This is a genomic window from Variovorax sp. ZS18.2.2, assembly GCF_024701975.1.
In the GTDB taxonomy this organism is placed as follows: domain Bacteria; phylum Pseudomonadota; class Gammaproteobacteria; order Burkholderiales; family Burkholderiaceae_C; genus Variovorax.
In genome coordinates, this window is record NZ_JANLNM010000001.1 from 154039 (window position 1) to 179068 (window position 25030).

Annotated in this window: 21 protein-coding genes; 6 read left to right on the forward strand and 15 right to left on the reverse strand. The window is 66.8% G+C overall.

Features of this window, described 5'->3' with window-relative positions; translation table 11 throughout:
- Window positions 1–30: 30 nt before the first annotated feature.
- The 4 genes from NU688_RS00760 to NU688_RS00775 form a co-directional block, all read right to left on the reverse strand.
- Entirely contained in the window at window positions 31–1083 is a 1053-nt protein-coding gene (locus tag NU688_RS00760) for a hypothetical protein (RefSeq protein WP_257858636.1), read from the reverse strand.
- 56 nt (window positions 1084–1139) lie between these two features.
- Complete coding sequence (locus NU688_RS00765; RefSeq protein WP_257858637.1) at window positions 1140–1628, reverse strand: hypothetical protein; 489 nt, start codon at window positions 1626–1628, stop codon at window positions 1140–1142.
- Window positions 1625–3160, reverse strand: a complete 1536-nt coding sequence (locus NU688_RS00770) for a TRAP transporter large permease subunit (RefSeq protein WP_257858638.1) — start codon at window positions 3158–3160, stop codon at window positions 1625–1627. Before NU688_RS00770 ends, NU688_RS00765 begins: the two co-directional genes overlap by 4 nt.
- Window positions 3161–3221: 61 nt before the next feature.
- A complete protein-coding gene (locus NU688_RS00775; protein ID WP_257858640.1) occupies window positions 3222–3761 on the reverse strand; it encodes a TRAP transporter small permease subunit in 540 nt (179 codons plus the stop codon).
- Between the two features lie 164 nt (window positions 3762–3925).
- Here NU688_RS00775 and NU688_RS00780 point away from each other — a divergent pair, with 164 nt between their 5' ends.
- Window positions 3926–5227, forward strand: a complete 1302-nt coding sequence (locus NU688_RS00780; protein ID WP_257858641.1) for an SUMF1/EgtB/PvdO family nonheme iron enzyme — start codon at window positions 3926–3928, stop codon at window positions 5225–5227.
- Window positions 5228–5254: 27 nt separating this feature from the next.
- Here the strand turns inward: NU688_RS00780 and NU688_RS00785 are convergent, their stop codons facing one another.
- From NU688_RS00785 to NU688_RS00825, 9 genes are all read right to left on the reverse strand, one after another.
- Window positions 5255–6976, reverse strand: coding sequence for a pectinacetylesterase family protein (locus NU688_RS00785; protein ID WP_257858643.1), 1722 nt, complete (start codon window positions 6974–6976; stop codon window positions 5255–5257).
- Window positions 6977–7012: 36 nt separating this feature from the next.
- Window positions 7013–7762: a hypothetical protein gene (locus tag NU688_RS00790; RefSeq protein ID WP_257858644.1), complete on the reverse strand. Its 750-nt coding sequence runs from the start codon at window positions 7760–7762 to the stop codon at window positions 7013–7015.
- Window positions 7763–7897: 135 nt separating this feature from the next.
- Entirely contained in the window at window positions 7898–8689 is a 792-nt protein-coding gene (locus tag NU688_RS00795) for a helix-turn-helix domain-containing protein (RefSeq protein WP_257858645.1), read from the reverse strand.
- A 53-nt stretch (window positions 8690–8742) separates the two neighbouring features.
- The gene (locus NU688_RS00800) at window positions 8743–11199 is read right to left on the reverse strand and encodes an FAD-dependent oxidoreductase (protein ID WP_257858646.1); all 2457 of its coding nucleotides are present in this window, start codon (window positions 11197–11199) and stop codon (window positions 8743–8745) included.
- Window positions 11200–11236: 37 nt separating this feature from the next.
- A complete protein-coding gene (gene purU / locus NU688_RS00805) occupies window positions 11237–12103 on the reverse strand; it encodes a formyltetrahydrofolate deformylase (RefSeq protein WP_257858647.1) in 867 nt (288 codons plus the stop codon).
- Window positions 12100–13239 (reverse strand): 2-aminoethylphosphonate--pyruvate transaminase, encoded by a 1140-nt coding sequence (locus NU688_RS00810; protein ID WP_257858648.1) that lies wholly within the window; start codon window positions 13237–13239, stop codon window positions 12100–12102. The genes purU and NU688_RS00810 overlap by 4 nt, the downstream gene beginning before the upstream one ends.
- A gap of 45 nt (window positions 13240–13284) precedes the next feature.
- On the reverse strand, window positions 13285–15018 hold the full coding sequence (locus NU688_RS00815) for a putative 2-aminoethylphosphonate ABC transporter permease subunit (protein WP_257858649.1): 1734 nt from the start codon (window positions 15016–15018) through the stop codon (window positions 13285–13287).
- Window positions 15015–16151, reverse strand: coding sequence for a putative 2-aminoethylphosphonate ABC transporter ATP-binding protein (locus NU688_RS00820; RefSeq protein ID WP_257858650.1), 1137 nt, complete (start codon window positions 16149–16151; stop codon window positions 15015–15017). The genes NU688_RS00815 and NU688_RS00820 overlap by 4 nt, the downstream gene beginning before the upstream one ends.
- Before the next feature lie 178 nt (window positions 16152–16329).
- Window positions 16330–17367 (reverse strand): putative 2-aminoethylphosphonate ABC transporter substrate-binding protein, encoded by a 1038-nt coding sequence (locus tag NU688_RS00825; protein ID WP_374684603.1) that lies wholly within the window; start codon window positions 17365–17367, stop codon window positions 16330–16332.
- Window positions 17368–17525: 158 nt separating this feature from the next.
- On the opposite strand from NU688_RS00825, the gene NU688_RS00830 reads away from it, so the two are divergent.
- From NU688_RS00830 to NU688_RS00850, 5 genes are read left to right on the forward strand one after another with little or no spacing between them, the layout of a single operon-like run.
- Window positions 17526–18254 (forward strand): phosphonate utilization associated transcriptional regulator, encoded by a 729-nt coding sequence (locus NU688_RS00830; RefSeq protein WP_257858652.1) that lies wholly within the window; start codon window positions 17526–17528, stop codon window positions 18252–18254.
- Window position 18255: 1 nt separating this feature from the next.
- Window positions 18256–19482, forward strand: a complete 1227-nt coding sequence (phnA, locus tag NU688_RS00835) for a phosphonoacetate hydrolase (RefSeq protein WP_257858654.1) — start codon at window positions 18256–18258, stop codon at window positions 19480–19482.
- A gap of 28 nt (window positions 19483–19510) precedes the next feature.
- A complete protein-coding gene (gene phnY / locus NU688_RS00840; RefSeq protein WP_257858655.1) occupies window positions 19511–20959 on the forward strand; it encodes a phosphonoacetaldehyde dehydrogenase in 1449 nt (482 codons plus the stop codon).
- Between the two features lie 6 nt (window positions 20960–20965).
- The gene (locus NU688_RS00845; protein ID WP_257858656.1) at window positions 20966–21532 is read left to right on the forward strand and encodes a phosphonate degradation HD-domain oxygenase; all 567 of its coding nucleotides are present in this window, start codon (window positions 20966–20968) and stop codon (window positions 21530–21532) included.
- On the forward strand, window positions 21529–21978 hold the full coding sequence (locus NU688_RS00850; protein ID WP_257858657.1) for a GNAT family N-acetyltransferase: 450 nt from the start codon (window positions 21529–21531) through the stop codon (window positions 21976–21978). The genes NU688_RS00845 and NU688_RS00850 overlap by 4 nt, the downstream gene beginning before the upstream one ends.
- Window positions 21979–22062: 84 nt before the next feature.
- Here the strand turns inward: NU688_RS00850 and NU688_RS00855 are convergent, their stop codons facing one another.
- On the reverse strand, window positions 22063–23580 hold the full coding sequence (locus NU688_RS00855; RefSeq protein ID WP_257858658.1) for a CoA-acylating methylmalonate-semialdehyde dehydrogenase: 1518 nt from the start codon (window positions 23578–23580) through the stop codon (window positions 22063–22065).
- 22 nt (window positions 23581–23602) lie between these two features.
- On the reverse strand, window positions 23603–24958 hold the full coding sequence (locus tag NU688_RS00860) for an aspartate aminotransferase family protein (protein WP_257858659.1): 1356 nt from the start codon (window positions 24956–24958) through the stop codon (window positions 23603–23605).
- Window positions 24959–25030 lie beyond the last annotated feature (72 nt).

Here is a 25030-nt window from a genome sequence, read left to right on the forward strand (position 1 = left end):
AAAGCCCCGCCCGAAATGGCGGGGCTTTTTTCATTGGCGCGGCGAGCCCAGCAATGCGGCGCGCGCCGCCTCGGAGGGAAACACGCAGGCCACGTCGTGCGCGCAGCCCGGCACCACGGTGACCTCGCGGCGCTTGTCCGGCGCGAGCATCGTGCGGTCGTACTGCGCATACGCCAGGCCGCGCTCTAGCCGGTATGGGCCTTGCGCGGCGGCTGCGCAGGACTTGTCGAGCACCTTGTAGGCCGTGCCCTTGGCCTCGCCGGTGTCGAGCTCGCCTTCGAGGTAGTGGATGTCGGCGGCAGCGTAGCGCTGGCGGGCTTCGGCGGCGCTGCGGCCCAGGTGCGCAGGCAGGCCCTCGGTGCCGTATTTCCAGCGGTTCACCGTGGGGCAGGCGCCGCTATCGACACCCGCCCGCTGCGGGCGGAACGCATCGAAGTAGAGCCAGGTGCCCGGGTCCGAGACCACATAGCGCAGCGCGACCGAGGCCGAGGGCGGGTCGGCCGCGAAGCCGATGTAGTGCTGCACCATCTGCGCGCCGGCCGAGAAGCCCGCGATGGTGACCGTGCGCAGGCTGGGCCATTGCCGGACCAGTTCGGCCACGACCGCGTCCATGGCGGCGAACGAAGAGATGCCGTTTCCGTTGGATGCTCGGCCACCTTCGAGCCAGGAGCCGCAGGTCCACAGCAGGTCGCCGTCCTGCACCGCGGGCACGCCCGCCGTGCTGCACTTGCCGGCCTTGTCGGCCGCGACCTGGAAGAGAGGCGCGACGACCAGCGTGCGATCGAGCGCGCCGGCGTTGCGGACCGCGAGCAGCGCCGCATTGAAGGTCTTGTTGGCATCGCGCGGATGGCCGTGCATCGCGACGAGCGCTTGCGTGGGGCCTGCGGCCGATGGCGACGCGTCAGGCGCGAGCGATGCGTAGTAGTGCAGGGTGCCGCCGGATTGCGGCGGCTCGAACGCGCGATAGCACTCAGGTGTGGCCGACGTCGTGCAGTCGGCAGGCGCGGCAACGGCACTTGTGGCCGCTGCTGCCAGGCACAGCGCAGCAGCGCGTTGGAGGAAGGAAAAGGACGTGCGGCTCATGCGGCATATCTTCGCCGCACCGAAGACCGCCAACCTGACTCAGTGCGCGATGGCGTTCACTGCGTGCCGGCTTCGGGCGCCGGTGGCGGCGGTGCCGAAGGCATGGCACGCTGCGCCACCTGATGCCCGAACGCGACCAGCACCTGCGGGTCGTATGCATGGAACCAGGTGATGCCCCCGAAGCGGCGGCGCACCAAGAGCCGCGGCGCGATCACGCGTTCGAGCATGCGGATGTGCACGAGCTTGAGCTGCGCCACGTCCTCGGCGCGCACGCGCTTGTTCCAGAGCCAGGTCTGGGTGAGCACGTCGCCTTCGAGGCGGGTGCGGCTGTAGACGATCCAGTAGCCGACCCACACCACGCAGAGGCCCGCCACGCCGAACACGAAGAGGCTGGTGGCCGACCAGCTGGTGGTGCGCAGGGAAGGCAGGCTCCAGAGCGCGAACGCGAAGAGGTCCACCACGAGCACCACCGCCAGCGTGCGCAGCAGCGGCGGGAAGGCGGCGCTCTCGAGGGTGCTGCTTTTTTTGGAGCCTTCTTCGCTCACGGCTTGGTGGCTTCGCCGGAGGCCGGCGGCGGCGTTTCTTCAGGCGTCTTCTTCTCGTTGCCGAACGGGTCTTCCATGTTCACGCCGTTGCTGTCGGGTTCGGGCGGCGGCATCGCATCGGCCGGCATGTCGAGGTTGACCTTGTCGATGTCCACGACCTTTTCCTTGTCGAGGAACACGGTGACCGTCTGCGGGAAGAAGATCACGATGGCCACCAGCAAGAGCTGCATCCCCACCCACGGGATGGCGCCCAGGTAGATGTCGCGCGACTCCACCTTTCGGGGTAACGCCCCGTTCTTGAAGAGGGTGTCTGCAATGCCCCGTAAATAGAACAGCGCAAAGCCGAACGGCGGATGCATGAACGAGGTCTGCATGTTCACGCACAGGAGCACGCCGAACCACACCATGTCGATCCCGAGCTTGTGCGCCACGGGGCCCAGCAGCGGCAGGATGATGAACGCGATCTCGAAGAAGTCGAGGAAGAACGCGAGGAAGAACACGAAGATGTTCACCGCGATCAGGAAGCCGACCTGGCCGCCCGGCAGGCCCGAGAGCATGTGCTCGATCCACTTGGCGCCGTCCACGCCCTGGAACACCAGCGAGAACACGCGCGAGCCGATCAGGATGAACACCACCATGGCCGTCAGGCGCATGGTGCCTTCCATGGCGTCCTTCATCAGCTGCCAGTTCAGGCGGCGATGGATGAGCGCAAGGATCAGCGCACCGACCGCGCCCATGGCGCCGGCCTCCGTCGGCGTGGCGATGGCGCGGTCCATGAAGGGCAGGCCGCCCATCGAGCCGAGCACTGCGAAGATCAGGATGGCCGAGGGGATGATGCCGCGCAGGCACTTGCCCCACAGCGCCCAGCCGTTGAGCGTGCGTGCGCTGACGGGCAGGCCCGGCACGTAGTGCGGGCGGATGCGCGAGACCAGGAAGGTGTAGATCGCGAAGATCACCACCTGCAGGATCGACGGACCCCAGGCGCCCTTGTACATCTGGCCGACGTCGGTGCCGAGCTGGTCGGCCATGACGATGAGCACCAGCGAGGGCGGCACCAGCTGCGTGATGGTTCCCGAGGCGGCGAGCACGCCGGTCGAGTAGCGCATGTTGTAGCCGTAGCGCATCATGACCGGCAGCGAGATCATCGCCATCGCGATCACCTGGCCGGCCACCGTGCCGGTGATGGCGCCGAGGATGAAGCCCACGATGATCACCGAGTAGCCCAGGCCCCCGCGGATCGGGCCGAAGAGCTGGCCCATGGAGTCGAGCATGTCCTCGGCCAGTCCGCATTTCTCCAGTACGGCTCCCATCAACGTGAAGAACGGGATCGCCAGGAGCGTCTCGTTCGACAGGATGCCGAACACGTTCAGCGGCAGGTTGGCCATGAAGCCGGCGGGGAACCAGCCCATCTCGATGGCGAAGAAGCCGCAGATCAGGCCGAGGGCCGAGAGCGAGAACGCGACCGGAAAGCCGATCAGCATGATCACCACGAGCCCCGCGAACATGATCGGGGCGAAATTTTCCATGTGCATTGCTACTTACCTGCGGTGCGGAAGGGGACGGGGCGGGATGAAAAAGCGCGAGGAGCGCCCATCACTGCACCGGCTTCTCGTAGTGCGTGTCCATCGTGATCAGGCCGCGCAGGTAGGCGATGCGCTTGATGATTTCCGAGACGCCCTGCAGGAACATCGCCGCGAAACCCACGGGCATCAGCAGCGCGGCGGGCCAGCGGATGAGGCCGCCGATGTTGCCGGACATCTCGCCGGTGACCCAGGTGTTCCAGAAATACGGCCAGGTGAGGTAGGTGAAGAGCGCCATCACCGGCAGCAGGAAGAAGATGAGGCCGAACAGGTCGACATACACCGGCCTGTAGCCCTTGAGCTTGCCGTAGATGATGTCCACGCGCACATGCTCGTTGAAGCGAAGCACCACCGGTGCGCCCAGCATCACCGTGGCGGCGAACAGGTACCACTGGATCTCGAGGAATGCGTTGTTGCTGAAATCGAGGCCGTACCGGACGATGGCATTGGCCGCCGAGATGAGCGAGGCAGCGAGTACGGCATAACCGGCGAACTTGCCGAGTTTTTCGCTGATCCAGTCCATGCCGGTCGCGAATCTGAGGAATGCAGACAAGGGGGTGTCTCCCACGAAGCCCAAGGTGAAACGCCGGCCCCTGGTGGGGGCTGCGCAAAGCCCGCAATGGTATCCCGGCGAACCTTCGTATTGCTTTGCCTCGAACCCGGGTTTACCCCAGAGCCCTGCCTCGCGGCGCTGCCGGGCCGTCGCCATAATCGTTCATGTCTTCGAGTCCGTCGCCTTCGGCGCCTTTCGGCGCGGCGAATCTGCCGCATTCCATCGATTCGCCCGACATGTGCCGCGCTGGCCGCGACCTGCTCTCGCTGGCCCTGATCGACGCGCGCAACCACACGCTCCACCTGCTCACCCTGTATGAAGAGGCGCTGGGCTCCGAGGCCCTCGCCGTGCCGCCCGTGCCCGAGGAAGAAGGCGTGGTGCCCCCGGTGTGGCTGGCCGGGCACATCGGCTGGTTCGCCGAATGGTGGATCGGTCGCAACACGCAGCGCGCCTTCGGCATCGACTGCCCGGTGCGGCCCACGCGGCTCGCGGCCATCGAACCGAGTGCCGACGACTGGTGGAACCCGGCGCAGAGCTCGCCCGGCCGCCGCTGGTCGGCCGACCTGCCCTACCTCGGCCAGACCAAGGCCTACCTGCTCGAGACGCTGGAGAGCACGCTCGAACTGCTCGAGCACGCGGCCGAGACCGATGCGGGCCTGTACTTCTACCGCCTCGCGCTGTTCCACGAAGACCTGCGCGGCGAGCAGTTCGTGGTGATGGCGCAAACGCTCGGGCTGCCCCTGGGCATCGAGCAGGCGCCCATTGCCGTCACGCGCGAGCCGCTGCTGGTGCCCGCCACGCGCTGGGAGCTGGGCCTGCCCGAGAGCGGCTTCGCCTTTGCACAGGAGCGCGCCGTGCACCGGGTCGAGGTGCCCGAGTTCGAGATCGATGCGCAGCCCGTCACCTGGAGCCAGTACATCGAGTTCGTCGACGACGGCGGCTACGACCGCGAGGAACTGTGGCACGTCGAGGGCTGGCGCTGGCTGGCCGCACAGGTCGAGGGGCGGCGCGGGCCGCGCCATGTCGAGCAGATCGGCGTGGCGCGCAATGGCACCGGCGGCTCGGTGCTGCAGCACCGCTTCGGCGTCACCGTGCGCGCGGCGGGGCACCACAGCGCCGTGCACCTGAGCTGGTGGGAGGCCGATGCGTGGGCGCGCTGGGCGGGGCGCCGCGTTGCGACCGAGGTCGAGTGGGAGATCGCGGCGCACACCGCCGCGCGGCGCGGGTTCCGCTGGGCCGATGTGCACGAGTGGACCGCGGGCACGCTGCAGCCATGGCCCGGGTTCCGGGCCGACCCGTGGAGCGCGGGCGGCGAGTTCGATCCGGTGGCCGCCTTCGGCCGCGCGCGCGTGCTGCGCGGCGCGTCGTTCGCTACGCGTGCGCGGCTTCGTTCGCCGCGCCGCAGGGGCTTCGCATTGCCGGAGCGCGACGACGGTTTCTTCGGCTTTCGCACCTGCAGTCTCTGACGCCCCGCGCTCCCGGCCTGGCGCCGGTCAACCGAAGACGTTGAACAGCGACAGCAGCCAGCCCGCCACACCGGCCAGGTTCAGCGGCTCGGCCTTCTCCGGCCCGACTTCCTTCAGCACGGGCTCCGCCTCCAGGCTGTTGCTGCTCAGCAGGTTGTTCAGGAAGTGCCCCACATCGCCGTCGAAGGCCGGCTGGATGCGGCCGCCGTCGTCGCGGATGTTCGCGGCGCGCGAAGTCTCGGTGCCCGCGAAGGTCAGCGCCGTCGTGACGTGGCTTCCGATGACGAGGTACCGGGACCACGGCATGTAGTAGCCGAAGTTGGGCAGCGGACCGAGGTTGGCGCGCACCAGGTCCAGCTCCTTGTGAAAGAGCTTGAGCTTGGCATCGCGCAGCGCTGAGCCTTCCAGGCCCACGACCTCGGCGTTCTGTGCCCCGATGAAGAAGAAGCGCGAGATGACCTGGTCCTGCTGGAAACTGGAGAGCCCGAAGCGGTCGTTGGGATAGCGCTTGGACAGCACCGTGCTGAAGCTTCCGGTGTCGCCGCCGGTGGCCTTGGTGATGTTGACCTTCTTGCCCGTGGCTTTCTCCCACCGCGCGATCAGCCCGCTGGCCTGTTCGGCGTATTCGGGGTGGCCGGGAACGCGGAAGTCGGCGGCCAGCGGTTGCTGGAAGAAGCCCCAGGTGTTGGCCGCCAGCTGCCAGAACTTGGCGGCGGGCGTCTTCTCCAGGTCGGCCGGCAGGATGGTTTCGTCCGTCTTGTAGACCGACGCCGTCAGGAGTGGCCCCGAGTCGTTGAGCAGCGCCACGCGCGTCTTCTCGCCCGCGAGCGCCTGCCGGATCATCGGGTAGTTGAACTGCGCCGAGTAGCCACCTGCGCTGCCGCCGTAGACCAGCAGTTGCTGCAGGTAGCCCTTGTCCGAGAGGCTCTGGGTGAACCTGTTGTCCTGCAGGAACTTCATGGCCGCGCGCACGTTGTTGAGGCCGTTGAAGTTGACGTACTTGGTCTTCGTCGCGTCGTCGGGCGCGGCCGGATCGTTGAACGACCTGAAGCTCGCGCCGGCGGAGACGTCGCCCGTGCAGTATGGAAAGACCACCTTCGTCCACTTCTGTGTTTCGGGTGCCGTGGTGGTCTGCCAGAGGCGCCCCCACCAGCCGTCGTCCAGCTTGCCCGAGCCTCGCCCGAAGAGAAGGCGCGCGGCCGCCTCGACGAGGAAGGTGTTGCCCTCCAGCACCGGCGAGGTGAGCAGCAGCGCGGTGTTGGAGACGATGCCGTCGCCCTGGATGTAGCCCGAGGGCAGCCCGTCGGGGTTGGCCGCGCCCGTTTCGGCATCGGGGCGGCACGACTGGAAGTCCCAGCACGCGCCGCCGCCTTCGAAGTCGACCAGCACCTTGTCGCGCATGCCGGCATCGGAGGAGACCTTGTAGTACATGCGGTAGGGCGTTCCGTTCATGCACGACGCGCCCGAACTCGCGGGGAAGGTGTATTCGACCCAGGTGTCCAGGTCGGCCGCCCAGTTGGGGCCTGCGGCGGGAACGATGGTCTGCCCGGGCTTGGAGCTGTTGGTGAGGCTCGCGTTGTACTTGCGCGTGGCTTCGTCGATGAAGGCCTGTGCATCGGCGCGGCTTCTTTGCGGCGACACGCTCTGCGCGCTGCCTTCCTGCGAGGACGGCGCACTGCCGGCCGCGCCCATCGAGAGCGACAAGGCCAATGCGGCCGCGACTCTCCAGAAAACTCTTGTCGGGGTCATGTTGTGTGGCTCCTGATTTTTTTGCGATGAAAGATTTCAGTAGTGGCGGCTTCTGATCTCGAACTCTCTTTGCGCCATCACGCGCTGCCGCTCCTCGGGGTCCTGCACGGTGGCTTGAACTTCGCTGGCCATCTGGTTCCTGGCCTGCGTGTAGCTCTGGTAGCGGGGCTCGGAGGTGGGCTCCGGCCCCAGCATTTGCCGGGCATGCGATTGCAGCGACTCGGTCAGGCTTTTCGTGAGCGCGTCCCGGATCGCGGGGTCCGACTCTCCGATCTGAATCAGCGCGCGGGTGGAGGCGATGGCCTCCACGGGCAGGATCTCGCCATTGGCAACGTGCTGGGGCAACTGGTCCAGGATCGCGTAGGACTCGTCGCGCCGCTCCTCGTCGCTCAGCGTCGGCAGCACCCGGGCGAGGGTGTCCATGCGGTCCCTGAACCGCGCGAGCGCGACGATGCGGTCCACCTCTGTCGTCACGTCCTTGCCGATGCCGGCCAGGTCGCGCCGAAGCTGCACGACATCGAGGCCGCGCTCCCGCGCACCCGCCGAGCTGAGGTAGGGCGATGCGCCGGGCGCGAAGGCGGTGTAGCCCGCGGCGCGCCGGGCGAGCACGACGCCTTCCCGGGTCGTCGGTGCTTGCGAAGCAGCCGCTGCCGCCGCGTTGGCCGACGTGCCAGCCGCTGCGGCATGGCTGTCGGTGTCGCCTAGAAAAAGCCAGGCGCCGAACGCCGTCAGCAGGGCCGCGGCGCCGAGGCCGAGCCTGGTGGATGTGGATAAGCGGGAGCGCACGGGGAACCTCTCTTGTCTCTTGTCTTCTTCGTTTCCGTCACCCGGGAAGCGTAGAGAGGGACAGCGGCGCCCACTTTCATGCAGCCGCTAAGGTTCTAGGTGAAAACGAGACGGTGCGCGCCGGCGGCGCGGCGTTCACAGGCCCCAGACGCGCTCGGCCTCGTCGTCCGCCGTCACGCGCACCTGGCGCGAGAGGAACGACGGCGGCAGGCCGAAGGAGCACTGGAAGGTGCGGCTCATGTGGGCGGCGCTGGCGAAGCCGCCATCGAGCGCGATGTCGGCCAGCGGCCGGCCGCTGGCGAACTGCTGCACGGAACGGCGGACCTTGGCCCACAGCAGGTAGTTCTTGATCGACACGCCCGTCTGCTCGCGAAACAGGTGGGTCAGGCGATCGGGCGACAGGCAGGCCACCTCGGACAGGTCCTGCAGCGGCAGCGGGCCCGCATGCGAGCGGGCGACGCGCATCACGCTGTCGATGCGCGGATCGAGTCCGCCCTCGGACTCGGGGCGTTCGGTGACGGCCTCCACCATCCGCGTACTGAGCGATTGCAGGTGATGCTCGGCCAGCGCGCCGCACTGCGCCGCCTCGAAGCTGTCGCGCAGCCGGCCGAAGCATTGCGCGTCGATCGGCACGATGCCGTGGCCGTTCATCCATTGCGACAGCGTGCGGTAGGCGCTGGACCCCGGATCGAGGTTGAGCGAGAGCAGTCCGCAGCCATCGACATACAGCCGCCGCTGCGTGCCGGCCGCGACCACTGCCGCCGTGCAGAGCGCGCGCGTGCCGTCGGCGGCTTCCAGCCTGAACGGATGGCCGCTGACCGAGGCCAGCAGCGTGACCGACGAGCGGGCCGTCAGGTCCGACTCGATGGCCGGCGTGACGTAGAGAAAGCTGCTGTCCCAGAGATGCAGAAAGTTCTGTGCGGTCATGTGTACCCCGAAGAGATACCCCGTCCCTCTGCCGTCCGCGTTCTGGTCTGGTGTCAGCGGCGCTGTTCGAGCGCGGCCTTTACAAGCGACGGGTAGGGCGGCCGCGATTGTGCCGTGGCGGCGAAGCGATGACCAGCGATGTCGATTTCGTAGGACCCCTGCATCGCCTCGTCCCGCGTCAGCGGCTCGGCGCTGCGCACATAGCCCATCACCACCATCCGCCCGAGCACCGCGCTCCAGGCCGTGGAGGTCAGTTCGCCCACGGCCTTGCCGTTGCGCAGGATCGGCTCGCCGCCCCAGGCGAAGGCCTGTTCGTCGTTGAGCGTGAACATCAGGAGCCGCTTGGCGAGCCGCTCCGGCGCGATCTTCGCGAGTGCGGCCTGGCCGATGAACGCGACCGGCTTGTCCAGCTGCACCGCGAACTCCAGGCCCGCCTCGAACGGATTCTCGTCCGGTCCCAGTTCGAGACCGAAGGCGCGGCGCCCGGCTTCGATGCGCAAGGCGTCGATCGTGTAGTAGCCGCCGTCGCGCAGGCCCAGGTCGGCGCCGGCTTCGAACAGCGTGTCGTACACGTGCACCGCCATCTCGGTCGGGATGTACAGCTCCCATCCAGGGCCGCCGACGTAAGAGACCTTGGCCGCGAGCGCACGCGCATGGCCTACGTCGATCTCGATCACGGCCGATTGCGGAAACGCTTCCTTGCGGAGGTCTTGCGGCGTGACGCGCGACAGCAGTTGCTGCGCCTTCGGGCCGGTCACGGTGAGCGTGCAGTAGCCCGAGGTCACGTCCGTCACCGTCACATGCTCGTTCGGCTGCAGGTGACGCTTGATGTGGCCGATATCGCGGTACGGTTGCGCGGAGCCGGTGATGATGAGGAAGCAGTCGGCTTCCAGCCGCATGACGGTGAGGTCGCTCTCGAAGCCGCCGCGCTCGTTGAGCAGCGCGGTGTAGACCATGCTGCCGGGCCGGATGGCCACGTCGTTGGCGCACAGGCGCTGCAGCAGCGGCTCGGCGTCGCGGCCCTGCACCATCAGCTTGCCGAAGGAGGTTTGGTCGAAGACGACCACGCCTTGCCGTACGGCCATCTGTTCGGCGTTGCAGGCATCGAGCCAGTCGGGGCGGCCGAAGCCGTAGCGGGCCTCCGCCTTCTGGTCCGGCAGAGCGAACCAGCTCGCACGCTCCCAGCCGAGCTTGCTGCCGAACGCAGCGCCCTTGGCCTTGAGCCTGTCGTACAGCGGCGAGCGGCGCAGCGGCCGTCCGGACTCCAGCTCGTGGCGCGGCCAGCGCATCGCGTAGTGCAGGCCGAGCGCCTCCACCGTGCGCTCTTTCAGCCAGCGCTTGTTGCTGTTGAAGGGGGCGAAGCGGCGGATGTCCACGTCGAGCAGGTCGGCCGGCGCGGTGCCGCCGACGATCCATTCGGCGATCAGCTTGCCCGCGCCGCCCGCATTGGCGATGCCGGCCGAGTTGAAGCCGGCGGCCACGAAATAGCCGCGCACCTCGGGTGCTTCGCCGAGGATGAAGTTGCCGTCGGGCGTGAAGCTCTCGGGGCCGTTCAGGAACAGCTTGATCTCGGTGGTCTCGAGCGCGGGCGTGCGGTGCACCGCCTCGTCGAGCAGGATCTGGAACTGGTCCATGTCGTCCGGCAATAGCTGGAACTCGAACTTCGGCGGAATGCCGTCCATGCCCCAGGGCTTGGCGACGGGCTCGAAGCCGCCCATCACGAGGCCGCCGACTTCTTCCTTGTAATAGATGTAGCCGTCGGGGTCGCGCAGCACCGGCAGGTCGCGGTGCACGCCTTCGATCTCCTTGGTGACGAGATAGAAGTGCTCGGCCGAATGCAGCGGAATGTTGACGCCCGACATCTTGCCCAGCTCGCGCGCCCATTGGCCCGCGCAGTTGAGAAAGCTCTCGCAGCGCACCGTGCCCTGGCTGGTCTCCACGCCGACGATGCGCCCGTTCTCGATGATCGTGCCGGTGATCTGCACGCCCTCGAAGACCTTCGCGCCGCGGTTGCGCGCGCCCTTGGCCAGCGACTGCGTGAGGTCGGTGGGGTTGGCCTTGCCGTCGCCGGGCAGCCAGACGGCGCCCACGAGATCGTCGATGCGCATCAGCGGCCACAGCTCCAGTGCGTCGGTGGGCGTGATGAATTCGGCCTCGATGCCGAAGCTGCGCGCCGTGGCGATGGTGCGCTTGAGCAGCGTCATGCGCTCGGGCGTTCGCGCCACCGTGATGCTGCCGCACTGTTTCCAGCCGGTGGCGAGACCGGTCTCGGCTTCGAGCGAGGCGTACAGGTCGATGCCGTAGCGGCTCATCTTCGTCATGCTGCGGTTCGCGCGCAGCTGGCCGACCAGCCCGGCGGCGTGCCAGGTCGTGCCGCAGGTGAGCTGGCCCTGCTCGAGCACGATGACATCGGTGCAGCCGAGCTTCGTCAGGTGGTAGGCCGCGCTGCAGCCGGCGATGCCGCCGCCTGCGATGACGACCTGGGCGTGGGAGGGAAGTGGAGTCGCCATGGTGGATTGACTGGGCTCGTTCGGTGAAGACGGAAAGTTATTTGAAGACGACGGTCTTGTTGCGGTGGACCAGGATCCGGTCTTCCAGGTGGTGGCGCACGCTGCGGGAGAGCACGCTCTTCTCGATGTCCTTGCCCAGGCGCACCAGCTCCTCGATCGAATTGCTGTGGTCGATGTTGATGACGCCTTGTTCGATGATCGGCCCCGCATCGAGCTCCGCGGTCACGTAGTGGCTGGTGGCGCCGGTCATCTTCACGCCGCGCTCGAAGGCCTGGTGGTAGGGCTTGCCGCCGACGAAGGCCGGCAGGAAGCTGTGGTGGATGTTGATGATGCGGTTGCGCAGGCGCTGGGTCATCGCGTCCGACAGCACCTGCATATAGCGCGCGAGCACCATGAAGTCGCCGCTGAACTCGCGGAACAGCCGCTCCACCTCGCTGTATGCCTGCTCCTTGTTGTCGGGCGTCACCGGAACGTGAAAGTACGGAATGCCGTGCCACTCGACGAAGGAGCGCAGGTCGTTGTGGTTGGAGATCACGCACGGGATCTCGCAGTGCAGGTCCTTGTTGCGCCAGCGGTGCAGCAGGTCGTTGAGGCAGTGGTCCAGCTTGCTGACCAGCACCACCATTCGCTTCTTCACCGAACTGTCGGAGATGCTCCATTCCATCTCGAACGGCTTGGCAACCGGCGCGAAGCGCTCGCGGAATTCGTCCAGGTAGAACGGCAGCGTGTCGGCCTGGATTTCCACGCGCATGTAGAAGCGGTTGTGCAGGGGATCGCCGTGCTGGGCCGCCTGGTTGATCAGGCCGCCGTGGCTGGCGATGAAGCTGCCTACCGCCGCCACGATGCCCGTGCGGTCCGGGCATGTGAGCGTGAGGATGTAGCGGCGCGGAGTTTCGTCGTTCATGCGGTCGCAGGCGCGGTGACCTGCCGGATGTTCATGGCCTTGAGCGTGTCGGCGATCGCTGCCACCGCGCCCGGGATGCCGGCTTCGCCGAAGTGGCCCATGCAGCCGACACGGAAGGTCTCCACCTGCGTCAGCTTTCCCGGATAGAGGATGTAGCCGCGCTTCTTGACCTCCTGGTAGAAGGTCTTGAAGTCGTAGTTGGCGTCGTCGGGCGCGTGGAAGGTGATGATGATCGGCGCCTGGATGGCCGGGTCGAGGAAGCTCCTGAAACCGAGCGCGCCCAGTCCGTCGATGAGCCCCTTGCAGTTGCGCGCATAGCGCCCGCCGCGCGCCTGCAGTCCGCCTTCCTCGATGTATTGCGCAATGGCAGTGTCGAGCGCCGCCACCACGTGCGTGGGCGGCGTGAAGCGCCATTGCGTGGTCTTCTCCATGTACACCCACTGGTCGTACAGGTCCATGCTCAGCGAGTGGCAGTTGCCTTCGCATTTTTCGAGCGTGCTGCGCTTGATGACGACGAAGCCCATGCCCGGCACGCCTTCGAGGCATTTGCCGGAGGCGGCGACCACCGCGTCGAAGGGCGTCTTGCGCGCGTCGATCTCCAGTGCGCCGAAGGAACTCATCGCGTCGATGATCAGTCCGCGTCCGTGCTTGGCAACCACCAGCGCGATCTCGTGCAGCGGGTTGAGTACGCCGGCGCCGGTTTCGCAATGCACCACGGCAACGTGGGTGATGGCGGGGTCGGCCGCGAGCGCGCGGTCGACATCGGCGGGCGACACCTGCTTCTCCTCGGTGTAGTCGATGGTCGTGAGCTTGCGGCCGAGCACCTTGCAGATCTTCGCGAGGCGCTGGCAATACGCGCCGTTGCTCGGCACCAGCACATGGCCGTTGCGCGGCACGATGGTGCCGATGGCTGCCTCCACCGAGAAGGTACCGCTGCCCTGCAGCGGAACGCATTCGTGCGTGCCCGTGCCGTGGACGATGTTCAGCACCTCCTTGCGGATGCGTGCGGTGATCTGGTTGAAGTCGGCATCCCACGATCCCCAGTCGCGCAGCATCGCCTGGCGTGTGCGGTCCGAAGTGGTCAGGGGGCCGGGCGTGAGCAGGATGGGATAACCGGGGTGGGGCGTTTGACTCATGGTGTCTCCAGGCGGGGAAAGGAATGAGGAAGGTGCGTCGTAGGTTCAGCCGCGGCTCAGATTGCGCCAGGCCTGCGTGCGCGCAAGCAGCACGCGCGTGAGCAGCGAATAGGCGATGCACACGAGCGTGGAAGTGACCACGATCAGGCTCGCGAGCGCCGAGGCCGGGCCGATGTCGCCGGCGTCGTCCAGATGCATGATCGCGACCGAGGCGAGGATGGTCTCGGGCGTGTAGAGAAAGATGGCGCACGAGAGGCTGGCCATCGACACCACGAAGAAGTAGCGCCCGATGTCCAGGATGGCCGGCAGGCACACCGGCACCGTCACGCGCAGGAAGGTCTTGAAGAACGGCACCTTGAGCGAGGCCGACACGGCCTCGAACTCGTTGTCGATCTGCTTGAGCGCCGTCACCGCCGTGAGGTGGCTCGAGGTGTAGTAGTGCACCACCATCGAGATGATGAGGATCGCCATCGTCTGGTACAAAAAGTTCAGCGGGTTGGCCGGATGGTTGAAGAACATCACGTAGCCCAGGCCCAGCACCAGGCCCGGCACCGCCATCGACAGTACGGCCATCAGGTGCATGCCTTTGCGCATGAGACCGAGGTTGCGCGTCTTCTCGATCAGGTAGGCGCCCACGAAGACGATCAGCGAGCCGGCCACGGCGGTGGCCATCGCCACGATCAGGCTGTTGCCGTAGGCGTCGGCCATGTCGCTCTCGACCAGCACGAAGTGGTAGTGCTTGAGCGTGAACGAGAGGTCGTAGGGCCAGAGCGAGATCAGCGAGGTGTAGATCGCCATGCCGATGGTGGCCAGCAGCAGGCTGCACACCACCGCGCAGAACAGCATCAGCAACGCGTCGGCGAACCTGCGGCGCTTGGGGCTGTACGGAACCGAGCGGGCCGTGAGCTGCGCCTTCAGCTTGCGCCGCACCACGTAGTCGATCACGAAGGAAATGATCGATGGAATCAGCAGCAGCATGCCCACCACCGCACCGATGGAGAAGTTGTGCTGCCCGACCACCTGCTTGAAGACATCGACCGCCAGCACGTTGAAGTTGCCGCCGATGACCTTGGGCGCGCCGAAGTCGCTCACCACGTAGGTGAAGACCACGGTCGCCGCACTGATCAGACCGTACTTGCACGAGGGCAGCGTGATGGTCATGAACTGGCGAAAGGGCCGCGTGCGCAGCGCGGTGGCCGCCTCGTACAGCCGGCCGTCGGCCAGCGACAGGGCGGTGAGCAGGATCATCAGCGCATGCGGAAAGGTGTTGTAGACCTCGGACAGGATGATTCCCGGCGCGCCGTAGATCGACATGCCGCCCAGCAGGAACTTGAGCGAGCCCTGGTTGCCGAACCACTGCACGAACGAGATGGCCGAGAGCAGCGAGGGCGCGAGCAGCGGGATCAGCGCGATCAGGCGGAACACGGCCTTGAGCGGCGTGGGGATGCAGCTGCGCGTGAGCGCGTAGGCAAAGACGAAGGCCGTGGGCACCGAGATCATCACCACGGCCGCCGAGACCCAGATCGAGTTCCATGCCGCGCGCAGCAGGCTGGGCGTCTGGAAGTAGGTGATGAAGTGGGCCAGGCCGACGAAGCGGCCGTCCTTGTCCTGCACCGCATGGGCCAGGATGGTCAGCAGCGGCGCGATGAGGAACACGAACAGCATCACCATCACCGCGAGCAGGATCGCGCGGGCGATGGTTTCGTCGCGGCTCCAGCGCATGGCCGGCCGCGCGGCGAACGCAGCGAGTGCAGTGCGAGGGCGTGCCAGCGTGTTCATGGCTTCGGGGTGTGGGCGGAGAAAGCGCGGATGCGGTTCGCGCGCAGCGCGATGTCGATGGTGTTGCCTTCGCGGATGTCCAGGTCGTGTAGCTGGTTGAGCGAGAAGTGCAGGCCGAGCGTCTGACCGTGCAGCGCGGCGGCCGTCACTTCGGCAATGCACAGGCCGCCGAGGAATTCCACCTTGGTGACCAGCGCCTGCAGGCGGTTGGCGGTGTCGTCCGCCAGGTGCTCGACCGCGCGGTCTTCGGGGCGCAGGTAGAGGTTGACCGCTTCGCCGGGCTCGAAGGCGCCGTCGCAGGCGTCGCACTGCAGTTCCATGTCGCCGACCTGGAAGCGGTGGTTGCCGAGCGCCACCGCGCGCAGCACGTTCACCTTGCCGACGAAGTCCGCCACGAACGGCGTGGCCGGCTGTTCATAGACTTCCATGGGCGTTCCGACCTGTTCGATCACGCCGTGGTTCATGACCACGATGCGGTCGGCCATCGACAGTGCCTCTTCCTGGTCGTGCGTGACCATGATGGTGGTGATGCCGACCTGCTTCTGCAGCCGGCGGATCTCGCCGCGCAGACGGACGCGCTCGATCGCGTCGAGCGCCGACAGCGGCTCGTCGAGGAGCAGCAGGCCGGGGCGCGTGGCGAGGGCGCGGGCCAATGCCACGCGCTGCTGCTGGCCGCCTGAGAGCTGGCTCGGGTACTTGCTGCCCGAAGTCGGCAGGCCGACGAGCTTCAGGAGTTCCTCGACGCGCGCCTTGATCTCGCCTCTCTTCGCGCGGCTGTTGACGAGGCCGTAGCCGATGTTCTCGGCAATCGAGAGGTTGGGGAAAAGCGCATACGACTGGAACACGATGCCGTAGTCGCGCTTGTCCGGCGACAGCCACGAGACGTCCTTGCCGTTCTGCAGGATCTGGCCGGCGGTCTGCGTCTCCAGCCCCGCGATGATGCGCAAGAGCGTGGTCTTGCCGCAGCCCGAGGGGCCGAGAAAGCACAGCATCTCGCCCGGGTTCACGCGCAGGTGCACATCGCGCAGCGCGCTGAAGGATTCGAAGTCCTTGCGAACGCCGACGATCTCCAGCGCCGCGGGAGCGGCCGTGGGCAACTGGCCGGCAATGAACTTGGTGACGGTCATATCCATTTTTCGCACTCGTCGTTGGCGGGCGCCGGATGGTTCGGCGTCGCGGATTGAAAAAGGCCGTGGACGTATCGGGCTTCTTCGTGGGACACCGCGGAACCGGCTTCGCCGGGCCGCAGGTGTCGCCCCCGGTAGGGGGTTGGAGAAGCGACACGAAGTGCGCGCAGCCTGGGGGCGAGCCTTATTTCGGTTCGGCCTTGCCTTCGTAGCGCTTGCTCCACTCGGCCAGGATGCGTTCGCGGTTCTTTGCAGCCCAGTTGATGTCGTTCTTGGCGAGCAGCTTTTCGTAGTTCTCGGGGATGCCTTCAAGCTTCGAGGCCACGCCGGGGTAGGCGACCACGGCCCACCAGGTGGCGGTGATCTGGTTGGCCTCCTTGCTGGCCATCCAGTCGGCGAAGCGCTTGGCCTGGTCCATCTTCTTGGTCGTCTTCATGACGCTGGTGGCCTCGATGTCCCAGCCCAGGCCTTCCTTCGGAAAGATCAGGTCGACCGGCGCGCCGGACTTCTTGACCTGGTGCGCGCGGAACTCGAAGGAGATGCCGATCGGGAACTCGCCCGCCCCCGCCTGCTTGCAGGGCTTGGAGCCCGAGTGCACGTACTGCGCGATGTTCTGGTGCAGCGCGTCCATGTACTTCCAGCCTTCGGCATCGCCCATGTTCTGCAGCCAGGAAGACACGTCGAGATAGCCGGTGCCGCTGGAGGCCGGATGCGGCATCGAGATCGTGCCCTTGTAGACGGGCTTGGCCAGGTCCTTCCAGCTCTCGGGCTTGGGCAGGCCGAGCTTCTGCGCCTCGACGCGGTTGAAGCAGATGGTCGCGGCCCAGACGTCCATGCCGACCCAGGCGGGTGGGCGTGCGGTGTCGGAGTAGGCGGGGTTCAGGTCCTTGAAGCCTTTGGGCTCATAGGGAAGGAGCATGCCTTCCTGCTGCAGCAGCGCGAGGCTGCTGGCGGCCAGGCCGGCCACCACGTCGGCCTGCGGGTTGGCTTTTTCGGCCAGCAGCTTGGCGGTGACGATGCCGGTGGAGTCGCGCACCCACTTCACCTCGATGTCGGGGTTGGCCTTTTCGAAAGCGTCCTTGTAGAGCTTCATGGCGTCGGTCTCGAGCGCCGTGTAGACCAGGAGCGGGGTCTTCTGCGCCAACGCTGTGCCGGCCATGAGGCCGAGCGCCGCAACACACAGGGCGGCCGTGAGACGGCGCGTGCTTTGTTTCATCGTCATCTGTTTCTCCTGAGAGGGCTTGCTGTCACTGAAAAGAGGTGAGTGGCGGGCTCCGGCAATGGGCGTGCCCAGGTCGGTGAGCGGAATGTAAATTGGTGATTGAAGACTGTCAATAAAAAATCGTTGACAGTTTGCAATCCATGGGGAAAATACGCCCCATGGTCACCAGCAATCACTCCGCCGCCCTCGCGTTCCTCCAATCCAGCTCGCTGCCGATGCTGATGCAGGAAGAAATCGAGCGTTTGATCATGACCGGCGAGCTCCCGGTGGGCAGCCGCATCAACGAGAGCGAGCTCTCGCAGCGCTTCAACACCAGCCGGGGTCCGATCCGCGAGGCGCTGCGCGCACTCGAGGAAGCCGGCCTCGTGCGCAACGAAAAGAACCGCGGTGTCTTCGTGCGCGAGATCGCTTTCGAGGAAGCCGACGAGATCTACGAACTGCGCGAGGCGCTGGAAGAAATCATCGGCCGGCGCGTGGCGCTGGCCATCGCGCCCGACGCGGTCGAGCGCCTGCGTGCCATGGTCGACGCCATGCGTTCCGCGGCTCTGGCGCTGGATGTGGAGCAATACGCGCAACTCAACCTGCAGTTCCACGAGATCCTGCTCGACACCGCGGGCAGCAAGAAGCTCACCGAGACCTACAAGCGCCTCGTGAAGGAATTGCACCTCTTCAGAATGCGCGCGCTCGACAGCGGCGGGGGCCTCCGGGTCTCGGCCGACGAGCACAGCCACATCGTCGAGGCCATTGCGAGCGGCAACCCCGAGACGGCGGGGCGCGCGCTGCGCGAACACGTCGCCGGCAGCCGCTCGCGCATGCACAAGGCCTTCGGCCGCGCCGATTCCGACGCGGCCATGGCATCGAACAACCCACCCCAGAAGGAAGTCTGAAATGACACCGGAGACACTCGAAGTCAATGCCCGAAGCTATCGCTGGATGGCGCGCCCCGTCGTGGTCGTGTGCGTGGACGGCAGCGAGCCGGCCTACCTCGATGCGGCCATTGCGGCCGGCGTGGCCCCGTACTTCGATCGCATGATCAAGTCGGGCGCGAGCCTGCTGGGCGATTGCGTGGTGCCCTCGTTCACCAACCCCAACAACCTGTCGATCGTGACCGGCGTGCCGCCCGCGGTGCATGGCATCTGCGGCAACTACTTCTTCGACCGCGAGCTGGGCCAGGAAGTGATGATGAACGACCCCAAGTACCTGCGCGCCGGCACTGTGCTGGCCGCGTTCGCCGATGCAGGCGCCAAGGTGGCGGTGGTCACGGCCAAGGACAAGCTGCGCAAGCTGCTGGGCCACCGCATGAAGGGCATCTGCTTCTCGTCGGAGAAGTCGGACCAGGTGACGATGGAAGAGAACGGCATCGACGACGTGCTCGGCATGGTCGGCATGCCAGTGCCTTCGGTCTACAGCGCGGAACTCTCCGAGTTCGTGTTCGCCTCGGGCGTGAAGCTGATGGAATCGCGCCGCCCCGACCTGATGTACCTCTCGACCACCGACTACGTGCAGCACAAGGCCGCGCCCGGCAGCCCGGCCGCCAACGCCTTCTACGCAATGATGGACGGCTACCTCGCGCAGCTCGATGCGCTGGGCGCCACCATCGTCGTCACCGCCGACCACGGCATGAACGACAAGCACGGCGCCGACGGCTCGCCGAACGTCATCTACCTGCAGGACGTGCTCGACGGCTGGTACGGCGTTGAAAAAGCGCGCGTGATCCTGCCGATCACCGACCCTTACGTAGTGCACCACGGCGCGCTCGGCTCGTTCGCCACCGTCTATGCGCCCGACGAGGCGAGCGTTGCCGGCTGGATCGAGCGCATCAAGCAGGTGCCGGGCATGGAGCTGGTGCTCTCGCGCAAGGACGCCGCGCAGCGCTTCGAGTTGCCGCCCGACCGCATCGGCGACATCGTGGTCGTGAGCGAGCGCAACACGGTCATCGGCACCTCGGCCAGCCGCCACGACCTCTCGGCGCTCGAAGTGCCGCTGCGCTCGCACGGCGGCGTGTCGGAGCAGCGCGTGCCGCTGATCTGCAATCGCCCAGTGACGGGCATCGCCGCAACCCGGCGCCTGCGCAACTTCGATGCGCTCGACATCGCGCTGAACCACGCCCAATAGCGACAACGCCTTCCGGAGCAAGCACCCCATGAGCCAAGCCATCCTGAAGCCAGGCACCATCCACCGCGAGGCCCTGCGCATCGCCGGTGAACGCGTCCACCGCGACCGCACGATCGAGGTCACCTATCCCTACACCGGCGAAGTGATCGCCACCGTGCCCAAGGCCACGCTGGACGACGTGCGCAATGCCTTGCGCATCGCACGCGACTACAAGCCCACGCTCACCCGCTACGAGCGCTACAAGATCCTGATGCGCGCGGGCGAGATCATCGCCTCGCGCCTGGACGAGATGTCGCGCACCATCACGCTTGAGTCGGGCCTCTCGCGCAAGGACTCGCTGTACGAAGTGGGCCGCGCGTCCGACGTGCTGCTGTTCGCCGCCAACCAGGCACTGGTGGACGACGGCCAGGTGTTCTCGTGCGACCTCACACACCACGGCAAGAGCCGCAAGGTCTACACGATGCGCGAGCCGCTGCTGGGCGCCATCACCGCCATCACGCCGTTCAACCATCCGCTGAACCAGGTGATCCACAAAGTGGCGCCGGCCATTGCGACCAACAACCGCATCGTCTTGAAGCCCAGCGAGAAGACGCCGCTCACGGCGTTCCTGCTGGCCGACATCCTCTACGAAGCGGGCCTGCCGCCGCAGATGCTGTCGGTGCTCACCGGTGACCCGAAGGAAATTGCCGACGAGCTGCTCACCAACGCCGACGTCGACCTCGTCACCTTCACCGGCGGCGTGCCGATTGGCAAGTACATCGCAGGCAAGGCCGTCTACAAGCGCCAGATTCTGGAGCTGGGCGGTAACGATCCGATCATCGTGATGGAAGACGCCGACGTGGAAGAAGCCGCCACGCTCGCAGCCAACGGTTCTTACAAGAACTCGGGCCAGCGCTGCACAGCGGTCAAGCGCATGCTGGTGCATGAATCGGTGGCCGACCAGTTCGTCGAGCTGCTGGTTGCCAAGACCCGTGCGCTGAAATATGGCGACCCGATGGACCCTGAAACGGATATGGGCACCGTCATCGATGAGGTCGCCGCGAAGCAGTTCGAGACAGTGGTCAACGAAGCCATTGCCGCCGGCGCAAAGCTGCGCTGCGGCAACGAGCGCCGCGGTGCGCTCTATTCGCCGACGGTGCTCGACCACGTCGACCCGGAGATGACCGTGGCCAAGCACGAGACCTTCGGGCCCGTGTCGCCGGTGATCCGCTTCAAGAATATCGACGAGGCGATCCGCATTTCCAACGGCACGGCCTACGGCCTCTCGTCGGCGGTCTGCACCAACCGGCTGGACTACATCACGCGCTTCATCCGCGAGCTGAACGTGGGCAGCGTCAATGTGCGCGAGGTGCCGGGCTACCGGCTCGAACTCACGCCCTTCGGCGGCATCAAGGACTCGGGCCTGGGCTATAAGGAAGGCGTGCTCGAGGCGATGAAGAGTTTCACCAACTGCAAGACCTATTCGCTGCCCTGGTGAGCAACCATGAGCCTGAGCATTCCCGACATCGTGGGCCTCTTCGAAACCAAGGGCGGCGCGCAGTACGACGGCGAGCCCGTCACGCAGCTGGAGCATGCGCTGCAGTCGGCGCACCTGGCTGAACAAGAGGGCGCGGACAGCGCACTGATCGCGGCCTCGCTGCTGCACGACCTGGGCCATCTGCTGCACGACTTCGGCGGCACGCCGACGCAGCAGGGGCTCGACGACTTGCACCAGTACCGCTGCCTGCCGTTTTTGCGCGCGCTGTTCGGCCCGGCCACGCTGGAGCCGATCCGGCTGCATGTGGACGCCAAGCGGTTCCTGTGCGCGCGCGAGCCCGGCTACCTGGAGGCGCTGTCGCCCGATTCGAAGCGCAGCCTGCAGTTGCAGGGTGGCGTTTTCGACTCGGCGCAGGCCAGCGCTTTCGAGGCCCTGCCGTACGCAAGGGACGCGGTGCGCCTGCGGCGCTGGGACGACACGGCCAAGCTGGCTGATGCGAAGACGCCCGACCTCGCGCACTACGCGCGGCACCTGGCGATCGCGTCGAAGCCTGTCGCCGCGGCGCAGCCGTGAGCGCCACGCGCGCATTCGCACTGCAGCGCCGCCAGGCCACGCCAGAAGACATTCCCTTCCTGCTCGACTTGCGGCAGCGAACGATGAATGGCCATGTGCTCGCTTCCGGCGGCGAGGTCAGCGACGCGCATCACATGGCGCGGCTGATGCATCGCTTCGAGTGCGCCGAGACCCTGTTGCACGAAGGCGCGCCGGTCGGTCTGCTCAAGGTGTCGCGCGATCCGCACGAATGGGTGGTCATCCAGATCCAGCTGGCGCCCGGCTTCCAGGGCGGCGGCATCGGCACCGGCCTGCTGGCCGAAGTCGTCGACGAGGCCGCGCGCGCCGGTGTCGACCTCACGCTCAGCGTGCTGAAGGCGAATCCGGCGAAAGCGCTGTACGAGCGCTTCGGGTTTTTCGTCGAGCGCGAGTCCGGGGTTTCCTACGAGATGCGGCGCAAGCCCTGACAACCCGCGAGCCCGACATGCCTGCGCGGGCTGCTCGGACGCGGCGGATTCATCCCCGCCTTCTGACCCGCGGGGACTGCTGCATCAGCGGCTCGACGGAAACGCGAACACCGCGCCTTCGCGCACGCCGGCCGAGGGCCAGCGCTGCGTGATGGTCTTGCGCTTCGTATAGAAGCGCACGGCATCCGGGCCGTAGGCGTGCAGGTCGCCGAACAGCGAGCGCTTCCAGCCGCCGAACGAGTGATACGCCACGGGCACCGGCAGCGGCACGTTGATGCCGACCATGCCGACCTGGATGTTGTCGCTGAACCAGCGCGCGGCCTCGCCGTCGCGCGTGAAGAGGCAGGTGCCGTTGCCGTACTCGTGGGCATCGATCATCGCCATGGCTTCGGCGAGCGTCTTCACGCGCACCACGCCCAGCACCGGGCCGAAGATTTCTTCCTGGTAGATCGTCATGCCGGGCTTCACGCCGTCGAAGAGGCACGGGCCGAGGTAATAGCCGCCGTCATGGCCTTCGACCTTCACGCCGCGGCCGTCGACCACCAGCTTGGCGCCTGCTGCCACGCCCGCATCGACAAAAGCCTTGACCTTCTCGAAGTGCGGCTTGGTGACCAGCGGGCCCATGTCGTTGCCGTTGTCGTTGCCGGGGCCGACCTTCATCTTGGCGATCTCGGCCTTCAGGCTCGCGACCACGGCATCGCCGGTGTCGTCGCCGACAGTGACGACCAGCGGGATCGCCATGCAGCGCTCGCCGCACGAGCCGTAGGCCGCGCCCATGAGCGCGCTCACGGCGTTGCCGATGTCGGCGTCAGGCATGACGACCGCGAAGTTCTTCGCACCGCCAAGGGCCTGCACGCGCTTGCCGTGCGCGCAGCCGGTGGTGTAGATGTATTCGGCGATGGCGGTGGAGCCGACGAAGCTCACGGCCTTCACGCGCGGATCGGTCAGCAGCGTGTCGACGGCTTCCTTGTCACCGTTCACCACGTTCAGCACGCCGGGCGGCAGGCCCGCTTCGAGCGCGAGTTCGGCCACCAGCAGCGTGGAGGAGGGCGTGCGCTCCGAGGGCTTGAGCACGAAGGTGTTGCCGCAGGCCACGGCCATCGGCCACATCCACAAGGGCACCATCACCGGGAAGTTGAACGGCGTGATGCCGGCCGCGACGCCCATCGCCTGGAATTCGCTCCACGAGTCGATGGCGGGGCCGACGTTCTTGCTGTGCTCGCCCTTGAGCAGCTCGGGCGCATAGCTCGCGTACTCGACGTTCTCGATGCCGCGCTGCAGCTCGCCGTGCGCGTCCGACAGCACCTTGCCGTGCTCGGCGGTGATGAGCGCGGCGATGCGATCGGCGTTGGCTTCGAGCAGCGTCTTGAGCTTGCTCATCACGCGGGCGCGCTTGAGTGGCGGCGTGTTGCGCCAGGCCGGGAAGGCGGCCTGCGCCGAGGCAATGGCCTGCTCGACGGTGAGCTTGTCGGCGAGCGCGACGCTCTTGTCAGAGAACCCGGTGGCCGGGTTGAACACCGGCTGCACGCGGGTGCCGCCATCGACGCGCTTGCCGTCGATGAAATGGCCGATGGTGGCGGTGACGTTCTTGTCGTGTTGCATGTCTTGGTATCTCGAAAGGGGATCAGTTGGTTTCTGCGAGGGCGTCGGCCAGGGCGTTGACCATGCGGTCGATCTCGGCCTTCTCAGAAATGAAGGGCGGCGCGAGCTGGATCGTGTCGCCGCCGTAGCGCACGTAGAAGCCCTTCTTCCAGCAGTTCATCGCGATCTCGTAGGGGCGGCGTGCGGGCTCGCCCGGCAGCGCGGCAATGGTGATGCCCGCGGCCAGGCCGTAGTTGCGGATGTCGGTGATGTGCTTGCTGCCCTTGAGGCTGTGCACCGCGTTCTCGAAGTGCGGGGCCAGCGTCTGCACGCGACCGATCATGTCTTCCTTCTGCAGTACGTCGAGCGCGGCGATGCCCGCGGCGCAGGCCACCGGGTGCGCGCCGTACGTGTAGCCGTGCGGGAACTCGAGCATGTAGTCGGCACCGCCCGCCGCCATGAAGGTGTCGTAGATTTCCTTGCTCGCGACCACCGCGCCCATCGGCTGCGCGCCGTTAGTCACCTGCTTGGCGATGTTCATGATGTCCGGCGTCACGCCGAAGGCTTCCGCGCCGGTGAGCGCGCCGCAGCGGCCGAAGCCGGTGATGACCTCGTCGAAGATCAGCAGGATGTTGTTCGCGGTGCAGATGTCGCGCAGGCGTTTGAGATAGCCCTTGGGCGGGATCACCACGCCGGCCGAACCCGCGAAGGGCTCGACGATCACGGCCGCGATGTTCGATGCGTCGTGCAGCGCGATCAGGTCGAGCAGGCGGTCGGCCAGCTCGGCGCCGTTCTCGGCCATGCCGCGGGTGAAGGCGTTCGCGGCAATCTGCGTGTGTGGCAGGTGGTCGGCCTCGACGCCCTGGCCGAAGAGCTTGCGGTTGGCCGCGATGCCGCCCACCGAGATGCCGCCGTAGTTGACGCCGTGGTAGCCCTTCTCGCGGCCGATCAGGCGCGTCTTGCTCGCCTGGCCCTTGGTGCGCCAGTAGGCACGCGCCATCTTCAGCGAGGTGTCGGCGGCCTCGGAGCCCGAGCCGGTGAAGAACACGTAGTCCAGGCCCGCGGGCGTCAGTTCCTTGATCTTGTTGGCCAGCTCGAACGAGAGCGGATGGCCGAACTGGAAGGCGGGCGAGTAGTCGAGCTTGGCGATCTGGCGGCTCACCGCCTCGGTGATCTCGGGGCGGCCGTGGCCGAGGCCCGAGCACCAGAGGCCCGAGAGGCCGTCGAAGATCTTGCGGCCGTCGTTGTCGGTGAAGTAGGCGCCCTTGGCCTCCACGATGATCCGCGGATCGGCCTTGAAGTTGCGGTTGCCGGTGTAGGGCATCCAGTGCGCGTCGAGCCAGGCGGCGTCGGTGCGCGCGGTGGGCGTCGGTTCGATGGCGGGCGTTGCGAGGGTCATGGCGCTTCCCGCGCAGGCGGGCTCCGGGGTGATGGGATGAGCCCGATTGTTCGCAGAGCCTTCAGTGTGGAG